We start from the raw sequence: 15,051 nt of genomic DNA, 5'->3' as shown, positions 1-15,051 counted from the left end.
CTCAGCGCTCCTCGCGGAAGTCGACGTGGCGGCGGACGACGGGGTCGAACTTCGTCAGCACGAGCCGGTCCGGGGTGTTCCGGCGGTTCTTGCGGGTCACGTAGGTGAACCCGGTGCCCGCGGTCGAGCGCAGCTTGATGACGGGCCGGACGTCGGTCCGCCTGCCGGCCATCAGACCTTCTCCCCGCGGGCGAGGATCCGGGCGACGACGACGTCGATCCCGAGCTTGTCGATCGTCTTGATCCCGCGTGCCGAGACGTTCAGGGTGACGCGGCGCCCGAGCGACGGGACCCAGTAGTGCTTGCGCTGGATGTTCGGGTTGAAGCGGCGCTTGGTGCGCACGTGCGAGTGGGAGACGGAGTGGCCGAACCCCGGCGTCGTGCCGAGGACCTGGCAGCGGGCTGACATGGGCGCCAACGTAGGTACTGAGAATCATTCGCGTCAAGCGGTAAGGTCGTCGCCCATGAACCGACGCACCCCGCTGCTGACCCTCGCGACCGTCGACCCGGTCGTCCGCGACGCCACCGTCCTCGGCCTCGTCATGGACGACCCCCGGGTCGTCGTCGTCCGCCACGACATCCACGACGACGAGGACGGCGGCTCGATCCGCCGGCTCGTGCTCGACGCCGGCGGGGTCGTCGAGGACGAGCGGATCCCGCTCGAGCACGCGTGCCTGAGCTGCGCGGTGCGCGAGGACGCCGTCCCGACCCTCGCCCGCGTCGCCCGGGACCGGCGCTGGGACTCGATCGTGCTCGCGCTCCCGGTCTCGGCCGAGTCGCTCCCGGTCGTGCGGGCGCTCGGCTGGGAGACCCGCGGCCGGGGCGCGCTGCGCCGGCTGCGGCTCGCGCACGTCGTCACCGCGGTCGAGGTCGAGGCGTTCGAGGACGACGTGCTCGGTGACGACCTGCTCGACGAGCGCGGGCTCGCGCTGACCGTCGACGACCGCCGCTCGGTCGGGGAGGCGCTCGCGGCCCAGGTGGCCCACGCCGACACCGTGCTCGTCTCGGGCTCGCGCGAGGACCGCCCGGTCGCGTCCGACCTCCTCGACCACCTGCGGGCGCGCGACGGCCGGCGCGTCGACGGGCTCTACGGCGCGGACCTCGGTGCGCTGCTGCGCGCCGAGCACGACGTGCACCGCGGCGACCGCCGCCTCGACCCCCTGCACGTCGCGCCCGCACGGCAGGCGTCGACCGCGCACGGGGTGTGGACGCTGGACCTGCGCTCCGAGCGGCCGCTGCACCCCGAGCGGCTCGTCGAGCACGTGCGCCGGCTCGCCCCCGACCGCGTGCGCTCGCGCGGGCGCTTCTGGGTGCCCAGCCGGCCGGACTCGGTGTGCGCGTGGGACGGCGCCGGCGGCCAGCTCAGTGTCGGGGAGGCCGGTACGTGGGGTGACGTGGACGCCGACACGCGGCTCGTCGTCACGGGCGTCGGGGACCAGCGGGCGGGGCTCCTCGAGGCGTTCGAAGACGTGCTCATGACCGGCGCGGAGACCGACGCCGGGCTCGCGGCGTGGCTCGGGCGCGAGGACGTGCTGGCGCCGTGGCTCGGGGAGCGGAGCTGGGCATAACGAGAATCAGTCGCAAGACCTGCTAGCGTGGTCAGCGTTCACCACCCGCGTCACGGAAAGTCCCTCATGCCTGCTCAGACCCGAGTCCGCCCGTCCGCGAGGTACACCGCCCTCGCGCTGACCGTCCCGCTCGCCCTGCTCGCCGGGTGCGCCTCCGAGACCGACGCGGGCAGCGCGCCGAGCGCCTCCCCGAGCGACACGACGACCGCCGCCGAGGCCGCGACCGTCACGCCGCGCCTCGCGCTCACGTACGACGGCGGGATCCAGGTGCTCGACGCCACGACGCTCGAGACGCTCGCGGACGTCGAGCTCGACGGCTTCAACCGCCTCAACCCCGCGGGCGACGGCCGCCATCTGTTCGTGTCGACCGCGGGCGGCTTCCGACTGCTCGACGCCGGCACGTGGGGCGAGCCGCACGGCGACCACGCGCACTACTACACGGCCGACCCCGAGCTCACCGACGTGACGTTCGCGGCCGAGAAGCCCGGCCACGTCGTCGTGCACGACGGCCGGACCGTGCTGTTCGACGACGGCACCGGCGAGATCGTGTCGTTCGACTCCGCGCACGTCGCCGACGAGGACCTCGCGACCCGCGAGCTCACGACCCCGAGCGTGCACCACGGCGTCGCGGTCGAGCTCGCGGACGGCCGGATGGTCGTCTCGGAGGGCACCGAGGAGGCACGCACCGGCATCCGCGTGCTCGACGCGGACGGCAAGGAGCTCACCGCGAACGCCGACTGCCCCGGCGTGCACGGCGAGGCCGTCGCGGCCGACGACGCGGTGGTCATCGGCTGCGAGACCGGCGCGCTCGTCTACGCGAACGGCACGATCACCAAGGTCGCGAGCCCCGACGCGTACGGCCGCATCGGCAACCAGGCCGGCAGCGACGAGTCACCCATCGTCCTCGGCGACTACAAGTCCGACCCCGACGCCGAGCTCGAGCGCCCCACGCGCGTCTCGCTCATCGACACCCGCACCGGCGGGCTGACGCTCGTCGACCTGCCGTCGAGCTACACGTTCCGCTCGCTCGGGCGCGGTGACGACGGCGAGGCGCTCGTGCTCGGCACCGACGGGTCGCTGCACGTGCTCGACCCCGAGACGAAGGCGCTCGTGCGCTCGATCCCCGTGATCGGCGCGTGGGAGGAGCCCGAGGAGTGGCAGGAGCCGCGCCCGACGCTCCTCGTGCTCGACGGCCTCGCCTACGTGACCGACCCGTCGACCGACACGCTGCACGCCGTCGACTACGCGAAGGGCGAGGTCTGGAAGAGCGCCGAGCTCACCGTGACGCCGAACGAGCTCAACGGCGTCTCGGGCGAGGCGCCCTCGCACGAGCACGACGACCACGCCGAGGGCGAGGGCGACGTGCACGACGAGCACGCCGACGAGGAGCACCAGGACTGAGGCGACGCGTCACCCGCGCGCTGCCGAGGGCGACGGCGCCGGACGCTCCCGACCGGGGGCGTCCGGCGCCGTTCGTGCGCCGCCGTGCCACCGCCCGCCATCCCGAGCCCGCCGCACCGACACACCGAGGACCTCATGAGCCCCCGCCCGACCCCCCGTGCGCGCCACCCGCACCGCACGCGCACCGCCGCCGCCGTCGTCTCCGCCGCGCTCGTCGCGCTCGCGGCCGCCGCCTGCAGCCCGGCCCGCGCCACCGACGACAGCACCCTCGACGTCGTCGCGTCCTTCTACCCGCTGCAGTACGTCGTGGAGCAGGTCGGCGGCGAGCACGTCGCGGTCGCGAGCCTCGTGCCGCCCGGCGGCGAGCCGCACGACCTCGAGATCTCGCCCCACAAGGTCCGGGAGCTGCGCGACGCGGACCTCGTCGTCTACCTCTCGGGCCTCCAGCCCGCCGCCGACGAGGCGGTCGCGACCCGCGACCAGGAGCACGTCGTCGACGCCGCCGTGGGCGCGGGCGTCGGGCCCGGCGGGGACGGCTCCGGCGCCCGCGACCCCCACTTCTGGCTCGACCCGACGCTGCTCGCCGCGGTGGGCTCGCACGTGGCGGACGCCCTCGCCGGCGCCGACCCCGAGCACGCGGACGACTACGCCGCCGCCGCGGACCGGCTCGCGGGCGAGCTCGCGACCCTCGACACCGAGCTCGCCGACGGCCTCGCGGCGTGCGCGGGCGCGACCCTCGTGACGTCGCACGAGGCGTTCGGCTACCTCGCCGACCGGTACGGGCTCGTGCAGGTCGGCATCAGCGGGCTCGACCCCGAGGTCGAGCCGTCGCCGGCCCGCCTGCGCGACGTGGGCGAGGTCGTCGCGACGTCGGGGGTGCGGACGCTGTTCTTCGAGCGCTCCGCGGGCCCCGGGCTCGCGGCCGCCCTGGCCGAGGAGCTCGGCGTCGGGACGGCGGTGCTGGACCCGCTCGAGACGCAGCCGCCCGGGGAGTCCGACGCCGAGCCGGACTACCCCGCGGTCATGCGCAGCAACCTCGCGGCGCTGCGCTCGGGGCTGGCCTGCGGCTGACCCCCGGGCCGCCGGGTCAGCCCGCCCGCGTCGGCGCGACCGGCACCACGGGCGGCTCCCACGCTGCGACCGCGCTCGCCATCCGCACGGCCACCCGCGGCGGCACGAGCCCCATGAGCGTGTTCCGGGCGCGCAGCGCGAGCGGGTTGCGGAGCTGCTGGCCGTACCGGGCCGCGCGCGTCGCCGCCCGGGCCACGCCCTGCGACCGGCGGCGGCGCTGCGCGTCGTACACCGCGAGCGCGCTCACGACGTCGCCCGCGGGGTCGCACACCGAGGCGAGCACGACGGCGTCCTCGATGGCCTGGTTGGCGCCCTGACCGAGGTTGGGGACCATCGCGTGCGCCGCGTCGCCGAGCAGGGCGACCGCGCCCCGGTGGTAGGTGTCGACGGGCGGGAGCCGGAGTAGGTCGCCGCGCAGGACCGCGCCGGGGTCGGTCGCGTCGAGCAGCGCCGGGACCGGGTCGTGCCAGTCGCCGAACCGCGCCCGGACCTCGGCCATCTCGTCGCCGCCGGGGGCGCGCCCGCCGGGCTCGGCCGTGACGGCCCCGAACCAGTAGACGCGGCCGTCGCCGAGCGGGACCATCCCGAACTCGGTCCCGGGACCCCACGTGATCGCGGTGACGAGCTCGCCGGCCCACGGCTCGCGGGTCACCCCGCGCCACGCCGTCGAGCCGCCGTACACCGGGGGCCGGGCGCCGGGCCACAGCGTCGTGCGCACCTGGCTGTGGATGCCGTCGGCGGCGACGAGCAGGTCCGGGCGCAGCGTGACCTCCGTGCCGTCGCCGTCCCGGTACACGACCCCGGGCCGCACGCCACCCTCGACGGACAGCAGCTCGACGCCCGTGCGCAGCACCGCCGCCGGGAGCGCCGCGACGAGCACCTCGTGCAGCGTCGCGCGGTGGATGCCGACGGCGGACGTCCCGAGCGCCCGGGTCATCTCGGCGGCGTCGACGCGCATGACCCACCGGCCGTCGGGCGTGCGCATCCCGCCGGAGGCCTCGGGGCTGCCCTGCGCGCGGACCGCGTCGCCGAGCCCGAGCGCGTCGAGCCCGCGCAGGCCGTTCGCGAGGATCGTGAGGCCCGCGCCGACCTGCGTGAACCCCGGCGCGCGCTCGAGGACGGTGACGTCCCACCCGCGCCGGCGCAGCCCGACCGCCGCGCACAGCCCGCCGATCCCGGCTCCCACCACGACGGCCGTCGGGCCGTCCCTGCCCTGCCCCGCACCGTGAGTCACGCGCACATCATCCCGGGCGCGGGCATGCCGTCCGACGACACCCTCAGCAGCGTCTCAGGTGCACCGCTCGCGTCGGACGCTGCCCGCGGCGAGGAGGGGAGCGTGGCGACGCGGCCGCCGGCCGACGGCCGTGCGCGCCCGGTGTGCGGGCGCGTCAGCTCTCGGTGCTGCGGCGAGAGGACAGGTTCGCGGGACGCACGCGCGTGCGCTGCCGCGGGACCTCGAACCACGCGCTCGGGGAGCCTGCCGGGACGGCCATGAGGCCCTCCTGCACCGCGGCGAGGATCTCCGGGTCCGGCGTCGTGGTCGATCCCGCGAGAGCGTCGAGCGCCTCACGTCCCGCTTCGTCGCGGTCTGGACCGATCATGGGTCGACGATAACCCGGGCATATCCGGGTGTGGGAGGTGGGCAGGTCGACCTCACCCGGGAACTCACCCGTGCGGATGAACTGCGCCGTCGCAGGTCAGGCGCGGAGCCGGACATCCCGGGAGGGGTCCGGCGGAATCAGGCGGCCGACGCGAGCGCGGTGCGGATCCGCTTGACGGAGACGGGCTGCGGCGTGCCGAGCTGCTGCGCGAACAGGCTCACGCGCAGCTCCTCGAGCATCCAGCGGACGTCCGCGAGGGTCGCGTCGCGCGCCGGGTCGGACGACGAGCCGGCCGCGCGGCGGACCGCCTGGTCCCATGCCTCGTCGAGGTCGTGGACCTGCCACGCCAGGTCGGCGTCGCGCTGCGGGTTCTCGGCGGCCTTCTCGAGCCGGCGCCGGGCCGCGCGCAGGTACCGGGGCAGGTGCACGAGCCGGGTGACCCCGGTCGCGCTGACGAACCCGTCGAAGACGAGCCGGGCGGCCTGCTCGCGGACGTCCTGGAGCGTCGCGAGGAGCGCGAGGCTCGACGACGCGCGCACGTCGGCGTCGAGCTCGCGCGCCGCGGTGAGCGCCGCGACGACGTCGGCGACGACCCGGTGCACGGTGTCCTCGAGCCGGTCGCGCACGAGCGTGCGGAGCGCGGCGTAGGCGGTCGCGGTGCGGACCTCGGTCGCGGGGCGGCCCGCGAGGTGCTCGGCGAGCAGGTGGTCGACGGCGGCGCGCTGCACGTCGGCGACGAGGGCGTCGGTGCTCCGGTACGGGCTCGCGGCGAGCGTGAGCGCCTGCGTGCCGGTCCACCGGGTCGTCACGCGCGGGGTCGCGAGCGACGTCTCGCGCAGCAGCAGCGCCCGGAGCCCGCGGCGGTGGGCCTCGACCTGGGCGCCGGCGTCGGCGAGCACCCGCAGGCCGACCGTGCCCGACGGCTCCTCGACGAGCGCGGGGTAGCCGCGCACGCGCAGGCCGCCGGGTCCGGTCGTCTCGACCGTCAGGGGCAGGGTGTCGTCGGGCAGGTCCGCCGGCCACGTGGTCAGGCCGGTGCGCTCGGGGACCGCCGAGGCCACCCCGACGCCCGCGGCGTCCCCTCCGGCGGCGGTGGTGCTCGTGCCGACGGTGCCGCTCGTGCCGGTACCTGCCGCTGCGGAGCCCGCCGCGCCCGCGTCGGTCCCGGCCGCCCCGCGTGCCGCCGCGCCCGCCTCCGGCGCACCCGTCGTCCCGCTCGCTGCCGCACCGGACCCGTCGCCCGTGCCGCCCGCCCGACCGCCGGCCTTCGCGCCCGCCTCCCGCATCGCGTCGCGCACCGCAGTCCGGACCGCCGAGCTCACGGCGTCCTGCGTGCGGGCCGCGAGCCGGCGCTGCAGCGCGACGAGGTCCTTGCTCTCGTCGAGCACGACCCCGCGGTCCGACTGGACCCGGAACGTCATGCGCAGGTGCGGCGGGAGCTTCTCGTCGTCGAACGCGTCCGGGGGCACCTCGACGTCCCGGAGCGCGCGCACGGCCTGCGCGAACGCCTCGTGGAACGACGGCGCGAGGTCCGCGGCGCGCACGGTGTCGTGCCACGACGCGAGGTTCTCGCGGAACCAGCCGACGACGCCGCGCGCGACGTCCGGCGCGGGCACGAGCTGCACGCGCACCGGCTTGGGCAGCGACCGGATCGTCGCGGTCACGAGCTCCTCGAGCAGGCCCGGGACCATCCACCCGAAGCCCTCGGGCCGCACGCGCGCGAGCAGCACGAGCGGGACGTGCGCGGTCACGCCGTCCGCCTCGGTGCCCGGCTCGAACTGGTAGGTCAGCGGCAGCTCGAGCTCGCCCTGCGGCCACGTCGTGGGAAAGTCGGACGCGCTGACCGCGTCCTCGTCGGACACGAGCAGCTCGCGCGTGAACGTCAGCAGGTCCGGCTGCGTGCGGCGCGCGGTCTTCCACCACGTGTCGAAGTGCCGGGCCGAGACCACGTCCACCGGGACGCGCTCGTCGTAGAACGCGAACAGCACGTCGTCGTCGACCACGAGCCCGCGGCGCCGGGCCCGGGCCTCGAGGCCCTCGGCCTCCGCGAGCAGGCGGCGGTTCTCGTGGAAGAACTCGTGGTGCGTGGTCCACTCGCCGTCCACGAGCGCGTGCCGCAGGAACAGCTCGCGCGCGTGCTCGGGGTCGACCTTGGCGTAGAGGACCCGGCGCTGAGCGACGATCGGGACGCCGTAGAGCAGCACCCGCTCGAGCGCCATGGCCGCGCCCTGCTTGGTCGACCACGTCGGCTCGGAGTACGTGCGCCGCACGAGGTGCCCCGCGAGCTCCTCGGCCCACTCGGGCTGGATGCGCGCGACGTCGCGGCCCCACAGGCGCGAGGTCTCGACGAGCTCGCCGGCCATGACCCACGACGGCGGGCGCTTCGCGAGGCCGGAGCCCGGGAAGATCGCGAACCGGGCGCCACGCGCGCCGAGGTACTCGTTGCGCGCCCGGCGGTCGGGGCGCCGGGCGGGGGAGTCCTTGCGGCCGCGGTTGCCTGCGGGCGGCGTGACCTCGGTGGCCTCCTGCATGCCGATCTGGCTGAGCAGGCCCGCGAGCAGGCTCAGGTGGATGCGGTCGGCGTCCCAGTCGAGGCGCAGCTTCTCGGGCCCGCCCTCGGTGTCGGACGCGAGGACGGCCTGCTCCGCGCCGGGCGCCGTGCGGCGGCGCGGGCCGGCGGGTGCCTGGGCCGCGGGCACCGTGGCGGTGGACGACGAGCCGTCGACGGAGGCCGTCGCCGCGGGACCGGAGCCGTCGGGCCGCCCGCCCTGCGCCGCCGCGAGCGCGACCCCGACGCTCCCCGCCTTCTCCCGCCGCCGCGGGGGGTTCACCACGATGCCGAGCGGCTTCGCGAGCTCGCGGAGCTGCGTGACCACGTCCTGCCACTCGCGGATGCGCAGGTAGTTGAGGTGCTCCGAGCGGCACAGGCGGCGGAACGCCGAGCCGGACAGGTCCGCCTGCTGGTCCTTGAGGTACTGCCAGAGGTTCAGGTAGCTCAGGAAGTCCGACGTCGGGTCGGCGAAGCGCGCGTGCTGCTGGTCGGCCTGCGGGCGGCTCTCGACCGGGCGCTCGCGCGGGTCCTGGATCGACAGCGCCGCCGCGATGATCATGACCTCGCGCGCGACGCCCCGGCGCCCGGCCTCGACGATCATCCGGCCGAGGCGGGGGTCCATCGGCAGCTGGGCGAGCGCCCGCCCGGTCTCGGTGAGCACCCCGCCCGTCGGCGCGAGCGCCCCGAGCTCGGTGAGCAGCTGCACGCCGTCGCGCACCGAGCGCACGTCCGGGGGGTCGACGAACGGGAACTGCGCGATGTCGTCGGGCGTGGCCGCGACCCCGACGGAGATCATCTGGAGGATGACCGACGCGAGCGACGTGCGCAGGATCTCCGGCTCGGTGTACTCGGGGCGGGACTCGAAGTCGGTCTCGGAGTACAGCCGGATCGCGATGCCGTCCGCGACGCGCCCGCACCGGCCCGAGCGCTGGTTCGCCGACGCCTGCGAGATCGGCTCGATCGGCAGGCGCTGGACCTTCGTGGCCTTCGAGTAGCGCGAGATGCGCGCGGTGCCGGGGTCGATCACGTACCGGATGCCCGGCACGGTCAGCGACGTCTCGGCGACGTTGGTCGCGAGCACGACGCGGCGGGTGCCGTGCTGCTCGAACACCCGGTGCTGCTCGGCCGCGGAGAGCCGCCCGTACAGCGGCAGGATCTCGACCGCCGACGGCCCGCGCAGGTCGGCCGCCCGGTCGCCGAGGTGCGCACGCAGCGCGTCCTCCGCGTCGCGGATCTCCCGCTCGCCCGAGAAGAACACGAGGATGTCGCCCGGTCCCTCGGCGGTGAGCTCGTCGACCGCCTCGCAGATCGCCTGCATCGGGTCGCGGTCCTCGACCTGTGCCCGGCCGGGACCCTTGCCCTTGCCCGACGAGCCCTTCGCGGGGCGGCCCTTCGGGTACGCCCGCCCGGTCAGCGCGCCGCCGTCGGGCCCCGCGCCGCCCGCCGTCGGGCCGTCCTCGTCCCACTCGTCGCCGTCGCCCGCGGGGAGCGCGTCGTCCGCGCGCAGCGGCCGGTAGCGGATCTCGACCGGGAACGTGCGTCCCGTGACCTCGACGACCGGCGCGGGGACGCCGTCGGGGTGCTCGGGCGTCGGCGGTCCCGCGAAGTGCGCCGCGAACCGCGCCGAGTCGATCGTCGCCGACGTGATGACGAGCTTGAGGTCGGGCCGCTGCGGCAGCAGGCGCGTGAGGTACCCGAGCAGGAAGTCGATGTTGAGCGAGCGCTCGTGGGCCTCGTCGATGATCAGGGTGTCGTACCCGCGCAGCATCGGGTCGCGCTGGATCTGCGCGAGCAGGATGCCGTCGGTCATGACCTTGACCAGCGTCGACGCGCTCGACTCGTCCGTGAACCGCACCTGGTACCCGACGAGGTCCCCGAGCGGGACGCCCGGGCCGCTGATCTCCTCGTTGATGCGCTCCGCGACCGTGCGCGCCGCGATCCGCCGGGGCTGCGTGTGGCCGATCTGGCCGTCCCGGCCGCGGCCGAGCTCGAGCATGATCTTGGGCAGCTGCGTGGTCTTCCCCGAGCCCGTCTCGCCCGCGACGATCAGGACCTGGTGCTCGCGGATCGCGGCGGAGATCTCGTCGCGGCGCGCCGAGACGGGGAGCTGCTCGGGGTACGTGATCGGGGGGACGACGACGGCGTGCCGCAGCTCGGCGCGACGGGCGCGCTGGGCGTCGCCCTGTTTGGCGTCCGACCGACGGTCGGGTCGGCGCTCCTTCCCGCGGTCGCGGTCCGCCCGGCGGCGCTCGGGCCGGTCGCCACGGGCCGGGCGCCCGTCCTGCGGGACGTGCTGCTCGTCGCTGCGGTGCCCGTCGACGGGGTGCCCCTCGCTGCGCTGCTCGTCGACGACCTGCGCCCGCTCGGCACCCCCCGGCGCTGCCTGGTCGGTGCGCGGCCCGTCCGCCCGCACGCCGTCAGGACGCCGCGGCCCGCGACGACGACCGCGCCCGCCTCGACGGCCGGGTGCCCCGGTGCCGTCCGGCGTCGCCGGTCGTTCCTCGCGCGCAGTGCTCACGACGGACCATTCTCCCCGTTGCTGCGGGGTGGACGCGCGCTGATTCCGCTCGGGTCCCGGGCCGTCAGCCTGCGAGCGCCGTGAGGGTGCCCTGCCAGAAGTCGGTGAGGAGCAGCGCGTCGCCCACCCGCACGGGCACACGCGCGCCGATCGGCACCGACCACGACGCCGTCCCGTCGGCGACGTCGAGGGCCTCGAGCACCCGGTCGGCGCCCTCGTTCCGCGTGGTGACGAGCCGCGTCCCGTCGAACGCGACGAGGGTCCGCGCTGGGCTCGACCAGCGCACCCGGCCGGTCGTGGCGTCGAGCAGCGCGAACGACTCCGTGCCGCTCACGACGACACCGTCGCCGACGACACCGACGACGGACGCCCCCGGCCCCTCGTAGGCCCACAGCTCGGGGCCGGCGTCGCCCGACGAGGCGCTCAGCCGCGTGCCGCCGTCGCCCGCGTCCGCGATCCGGAAGGTCAGCGTGCCGACCCGGCCGTCGACGTCCACGACGAGCGGCTCGTGCCCCGTCGAGGACAGGAGCGCCCCGGTGCGCACGTCGACGTCGACGTCGTACCCGGCCCCGACCAGCCGCGCCACCCCCGCGTGCACCCGGGTGTCCGACTCCCAGTCCAGCCCTTCCGGCAGGTCGGCCGTCAGCCCCGGCTCCACGTGCGACCAGGCCACCTCGCCCGTGACGGTCGAGACGCCCTGCCAGAACGCCGAGCCCGCGTCGAGGTCGGCGCCGTGCACGACGGCCAGGTCGCCGTCGAGCCCGATCGAGTACGGCACGACGTCGAGCGGCAGCTCGCGCACTGTCGTCCCGGTGCCCGGGTCGAGCAGCAGGAGGCGCGCCGAGGTGTCCGTCGCGGACAGGCACACCAGGGAGCCGTCGCCGGCGGTGCCTGCGCACAGCAGCGCCGCATCGGTCTCCTCCGCGTACGTGGGGAGGTCCCACAGATGCTCACCGGTCCGCGCGTCGATCCCCACGAGCCGCTCGTCGAGGTTCTCGTCGCCGAGCGCGACCACCCAGGTGTCGCCCGCGGCCGCCGCGTGGTAGCCGTACCCCTGCGGCCACGCCGAGATGCTGCCGAGGTACGGCGCGCCCTCCGCCTCGGCGGACCACCCCGTCCCGAGGTCGGCCGTGCGCACGGTCCACAGCTCGCGCGGCGCGGTGGGCAGCGGCGCGACCAGGCCGAGCTGGGACTGCGGAGCGCGCGTGGCCGCGGGGGTGGAGGACGGCGACGGTGTCGTCGCGGGGGCGGCGGTCGGGGTGGGGCTGAGCGTCGGGTCGACTGCGGGCACACGCGGCGAGGGCGTCAGCGCGGTCGCCGTCGCGGCGCCGACCGCCAGGACGGTCACGGCGACGGCCCCGACCACGGCGAGGCGGTGGGTACGGCGGGTGCGGATGTCGGTCATGACGTGACGCACCTCGGTCCGGGTGTCGGGGGCGGTCGCGGCGGCGCCGGCGGCCTCGTGGTCGGCGAGCTCGTGCAGGAGGTCGCGCAGGTTCGGGCTCATGCCTGGCTCCGTCCGGTGCGGGTCACGGGGATCGTGTCGAGGTCGGCGTCTGGCGGCAGCGCGTCGGGTCCCAGGAGCACTCGCAGGCGCGCGGTCGCGTCGGACAGGTAACGCTTGACCGCGCCAGGGCTCAGCCCGAGCTCATGCGCGATCTCGGCGCCCGGCAGGTCGTCGAAGTAGCGCAGGACGGCGCACGCCCGCTCGCGCGGTGCCAGCGTCGCGAGCGCCGCCCGGACGTCGAGCACGGCCGTCGTCGCGTGCTCGGGGGACCGGGCGTCGTCGGGCACCGCGAACAGGTGCGCCTTGGACCGCCACGTGCGCTGCTTGCGTGCGTGGTCGAGGAACGTCGTCCGGATGACCTGGCGCACGTATCCCTCGGCAGTGTGCACGTCCGTCAGGTCGCGGGGCTTCGCGAACGTCCGGACGAGCGCGTCGTGCACCAGGTCCTCGGCGAGCGGCCGGTCGAGCGTGAACAGCGCGGCGTAGCCGACCAGCGAGCTCCGGCGGTCACGGACCACCTCCTCGAGCACGTCCTGCCACTCCGGCACGGCCGCCCCTCCTGTCGTCGCGCCGTGCGTTCACCGGGTGGTGACCGCTCCGTGCGCCCTCACCCCCCACAACGCGCGCCGGGGCGAGGAAGTTGGGGTGGGGCGCCGCCGGACCTCACCAGCCGTAGAGGGTCAGCGTCTCTCCCACCGCGGCCAGGCGTCCGCTCCGCCCGAGCGGGGGCCATCCCGTCCCGTCACCGTCCCGGACCACGGCCCCGTCCGCGAGACGCAGCACCACCCCGCTCGACAGGAGCAGCAGCTCACCGTCCGTGGCGACGCCTTCTCCGGTGACGGGTGCGGTCCACAGCACGCGTCCGGTCATCACGTCGAGCCCGAGCGTGGTGCTCTCGTCGTCGCTCGCGACCAGTACGTCGCCCACCACCGCACGCGACATGAGGTCCGGCGCCTCGGTCTCCCAGAGGACGGTGCCGTCATCTGGATCGAGTGCCCGGAGCCGGTCCCGGATGCCGAGCACGGGCGCGCCGCTCTCGTCGCGCGCCCACGGGTCGAGCACGGGGACCTCCTCGGGATCGTTCGGTGCCCAGACGTCGAGGTAGCCGCTGGACATCGGGTCGACCGGGGAGGCGATCTCCTCTCCGGTCCGGACGTCGATCACGACGGTGTAGAAGTACCCCTCGAGCCTCACGAAGGGCCACGACCCGACGGTGGCCGTCACCGGGTCACCGGTGATCTCGTACGGCTCTCCACGGTCCGGCGCGACGTGCGACCAGACGACCTCGCCCGTCCGCACATCGACCCCTGTCCAGACCACGTCGGTGCCGTCGCTGCTGGCGCTGCCGTGCAGCACCGCGATCGACCCGACCAGGCCGAACGCGTCGGCGCCGTGGTCGAGTGGGTACGCGCGGACGACCTCGCCCGACGCAGGTTCCAGGAGCTGGAGCTCCATCGGCGACGCCGTGCCGGAGCTGCCGACGCAGACCACCAGCGCGTCCGGGCTCACGCCGGCGCACCAGAAGGTCGGCCGAGGGTGCTCCTCGCCCTTGGCCCAGCGCACCGCGCCGGTCGCCGCGTCGAGCCCCACGAGCTCCCGGCGGAACAGGTCGATGTCGGCCACCATCGCGACGAGCGTCTCGCCCGCGTCGACGACCTGCGCCCCGGGCCGCACCGCGCCCCGCGAGATGTGGCCGAAGGCCGGCGGGAAGTCCTCGGTCCAGTCGACCACGATGTCGACCGCGGAGACGGTCCAGAGAGGGGTCGGCGAGAGCTCCAGCGAGTCGACCCACCCGCGGACCCACGGCGCGGTGCGGTCGGGGATCCCGGGTGTGACGAGGCCAGCCGGCGGAGGCGGCGAGGGAGCCGGCGTGGTCGTCGCGCTCGGGCTCGGCGACGCGCTCGCCGTCGCCGACGGCTCCGGCACCGCCGGCTGCGGCTCGGGCCCGGTCAGCGCGCTCGCGGCCACGGCCCCCACGGCGAGCAGCGCCACGGACGCGGCAGCGAGCCCGCCGACGCGCTGGGTGCGCCGACGCCGGGCGAGCGCGGCGACCGTCCGGGCGCGCTGGGCGAGGTCCGGTCCCTGCGCGGCGGACGCGCGGGCCTGGTCGTCGACGAAGGCGTGCAGGACGTCGGTCAGGTCGCGGCTCACGACTGGCTCCTTCCGGTCCGGGTGACGGGGTGGACGGCGACGGAGGTGGTCCCGGGCTCGTCGAGCCGGACCGTCACGTCGAGCGAGAGGCGGAGCTTCGCGGTGCCGTCGGACAGGTAGCGCTTGACCGCGCCCTGGCTGATGCCGAGCGCCTGCGCGACGTCCGCCACGGGCAGGTCGTCGAAGAACCGCAGGACGACGCAGGCCCGCTCGCGCGCCGGAAGGGCGTTGAGCGCGCTCTGCACGTCGACCGCGGCGGCCGCAGACCGGTCCGGGGTGTCGGCGGCGGCCTCGGGCTGCACGAACAGGTGCGCCCGCGACGTCCACGTGCGCTTCTTGCGGAGCTGGTCGAGGAACGTCGTGCGGATGACCTCGCGCACGTACCCCTCGGCGGTGTGCCGGTCGGTCAGCGTGCGCGGCCGAGAGAAGGTCCGCACGAGCGCGTCCTGCACGAGGTCCTCCGCCGCGGGGCGGTCCGTCGTGAAGAGGCACGCGTACCCCACGAGCGCCGGATGACGCTCGCGGACCACCTCCTCGAGCACCGCCTGCCAGTCAGCCACGGGGTACCGCACCTCCTCCGGCCGTCTCCGGCCCGTCGTCTGCTGCGCTCAACGCGCGCCGGACGCAGAACGTTGGGCGGGCCGGGCCGTGCGGTCACCGGGAGGGTGACACCTGCGGACGCAC

The 15,051-nt window shown here is 75.8% G+C and carries 12 protein-coding genes; 3 read left to right on the top strand and 9 right to left on the bottom strand.

Features of this window, described 5'->3' with window-relative positions:
- Window position 1: 1 nt before the first annotated feature.
- Together rpmG and rpmB are read right to left on the bottom strand one after the other, a co-directional pair.
- Window positions 2-172, bottom strand: coding sequence for a 50S ribosomal protein L33 (gene rpmG / locus CCE01nite_RS05290; protein WP_034625236.1), 171 nt, complete (start codon window positions 170-172; stop codon window positions 2-4).
- The gene (gene rpmB, locus CCE01nite_RS05285) at window positions 172-408 is read right to left on the bottom strand and encodes a 50S ribosomal protein L28 (protein ID WP_034625232.1); all 237 of its coding nucleotides are present in this window, start codon (window positions 406-408) and stop codon (window positions 172-174) included. The genes rpmG and rpmB overlap by 1 nt, the downstream gene beginning before the upstream one ends.
- Window positions 409-463: 55 nt before the next feature.
- Between rpmB and CCE01nite_RS05280 the strand changes: the two genes are divergently transcribed.
- The 3 genes from CCE01nite_RS05280 (at window position 464) to CCE01nite_RS05270 (ending at window position 4,039) form a co-directional block, all read left to right on the top strand.
- On the top strand, window positions 464-1,567 hold the full coding sequence (locus tag CCE01nite_RS05280) for a CobW family GTP-binding protein (RefSeq protein WP_034625231.1): 1,104 nt from the start codon (window positions 464-466) through the stop codon (window positions 1,565-1,567).
- Between the two features lie 66 nt (window positions 1,568-1,633).
- Window positions 1,634-2,968 carry a zinc metallochaperone AztD gene (aztD, locus tag CCE01nite_RS05275; protein WP_034625230.1) on the top strand — a complete coding sequence of 445 codons (1,335 nt, stop codon included), beginning with the start codon at window positions 1,634-1,636 and terminating at the stop codon, window positions 2,966-2,968.
- 135 nt (window positions 2,969-3,103) lie between these two features.
- The gene (locus CCE01nite_RS05270; protein WP_034625227.1) at window positions 3,104-4,039 is read left to right on the top strand and encodes a metal ABC transporter substrate-binding protein; all 936 of its coding nucleotides are present in this window, start codon (window positions 3,104-3,106) and stop codon (window positions 4,037-4,039) included.
- 16 nt (window positions 4,040-4,055) lie between these two features.
- Here CCE01nite_RS05270 and CCE01nite_RS05265 read toward each other — a convergent pair whose 3' ends face one another.
- The 7 genes from CCE01nite_RS05265 to CCE01nite_RS05235 form a co-directional block, all read right to left on the bottom strand.
- Window positions 4,056-5,273, bottom strand: a complete 1,218-nt coding sequence (locus CCE01nite_RS05265) for an FAD-dependent oxidoreductase (RefSeq protein ID WP_052103487.1) — start codon at window positions 5,271-5,273, stop codon at window positions 4,056-4,058.
- A gap of 154 nt (window positions 5,274-5,427) precedes the next feature.
- Entirely contained in the window at window positions 5,428-5,640 is a 213-nt protein-coding gene (locus CCE01nite_RS05260) for a hypothetical protein (RefSeq protein WP_034625220.1), read from the bottom strand.
- Between the two features lie 137 nt (window positions 5,641-5,777).
- Entirely contained in the window at window positions 5,778-10,604 is a 4,827-nt protein-coding gene (locus tag CCE01nite_RS05255; RefSeq protein ID WP_371861017.1) for a DUF3418 domain-containing protein, read from the bottom strand.
- Between the two features lie 169 nt (window positions 10,605-10,773).
- Window positions 10,774-12,216 (bottom strand): outer membrane protein assembly factor BamB family protein, encoded by a 1,443-nt coding sequence (locus tag CCE01nite_RS05250; protein ID WP_034631950.1) that lies wholly within the window; start codon window positions 12,214-12,216, stop codon window positions 10,774-10,776.
- Window positions 12,213-12,764 (bottom strand): RNA polymerase sigma factor, encoded by a 552-nt coding sequence (locus CCE01nite_RS05245; protein ID WP_034631954.1) that lies wholly within the window; start codon window positions 12,762-12,764, stop codon window positions 12,213-12,215. The genes CCE01nite_RS05250 and CCE01nite_RS05245 overlap by 4 nt, the downstream gene beginning before the upstream one ends.
- Before the next feature lie 115 nt (window positions 12,765-12,879).
- The gene (locus CCE01nite_RS05240) at window positions 12,880-14,367 is read right to left on the bottom strand and encodes an outer membrane protein assembly factor BamB family protein (RefSeq protein ID WP_034631957.1); all 1,488 of its coding nucleotides are present in this window, start codon (window positions 14,365-14,367) and stop codon (window positions 12,880-12,882) included.
- Complete coding sequence (locus tag CCE01nite_RS05235) at window positions 14,364-14,927, bottom strand: SigE family RNA polymerase sigma factor (RefSeq protein WP_084142800.1); 564 nt, start codon at window positions 14,925-14,927, stop codon at window positions 14,364-14,366. Before CCE01nite_RS05235 ends, CCE01nite_RS05240 begins: the two co-directional genes overlap by 4 nt.
- Window positions 14,928-15,051: the final 124 nt, after the last annotated feature.

Origin of the sequence: Cellulomonas cellasea, from assembly GCF_006538745.1 — a bacterium.
GTDB lineage: Bacteria > Actinomycetota > Actinomycetes > Actinomycetales > Cellulomonadaceae > Cellulomonas_A > Cellulomonas_A cellasea.
Note: the sequence above shows the minus strand (reverse complement) of the source record. Positions and strands in the feature narration are given on the sequence as shown.

Excerpts from the sequence above, each read along its gene's own strand:
- CCE01nite_RS05270 (WP_034625227.1), top strand. The coding sequence starts at position 3,104 with ATGAGCCCCCGCCCGACCCCCCGTGCGCGCCACCCGCACCGCACGCGC.
- rpmB (WP_034625232.1), bottom strand. The coding sequence starts at position 408 with ATGTCAGCCCGCTGCCAGGTCCTCGGCACGACGCCGGGGTTCGGCCAC.
- CCE01nite_RS05250 (WP_034631950.1), bottom strand. The coding sequence starts at position 12,216 with ATGAGCCCGAACCTGCGCGACCTCCTGCACGAGCTCGCCGACCACGAG.
- CCE01nite_RS05260 (WP_034625220.1), bottom strand. The coding sequence starts at position 5,640 with ATGATCGGTCCAGACCGCGACGAAGCGGGACGTGAGGCGCTCGACGCT.
- aztD (WP_034625230.1), top strand. The coding sequence starts at position 1,634 with ATGCCTGCTCAGACCCGAGTCCGCCCGTCCGCGAGGTACACCGCCCTC.
- rpmG (WP_034625236.1), bottom strand. The coding sequence starts at position 172 with ATGGCCGGCAGGCGGACCGACGTCCGGCCCGTCATCAAGCTGCGCTCG.
- CCE01nite_RS05280 (WP_034625231.1), top strand. The coding sequence starts at position 464 with ATGAACCGACGCACCCCGCTGCTGACCCTCGCGACCGTCGACCCGGTC.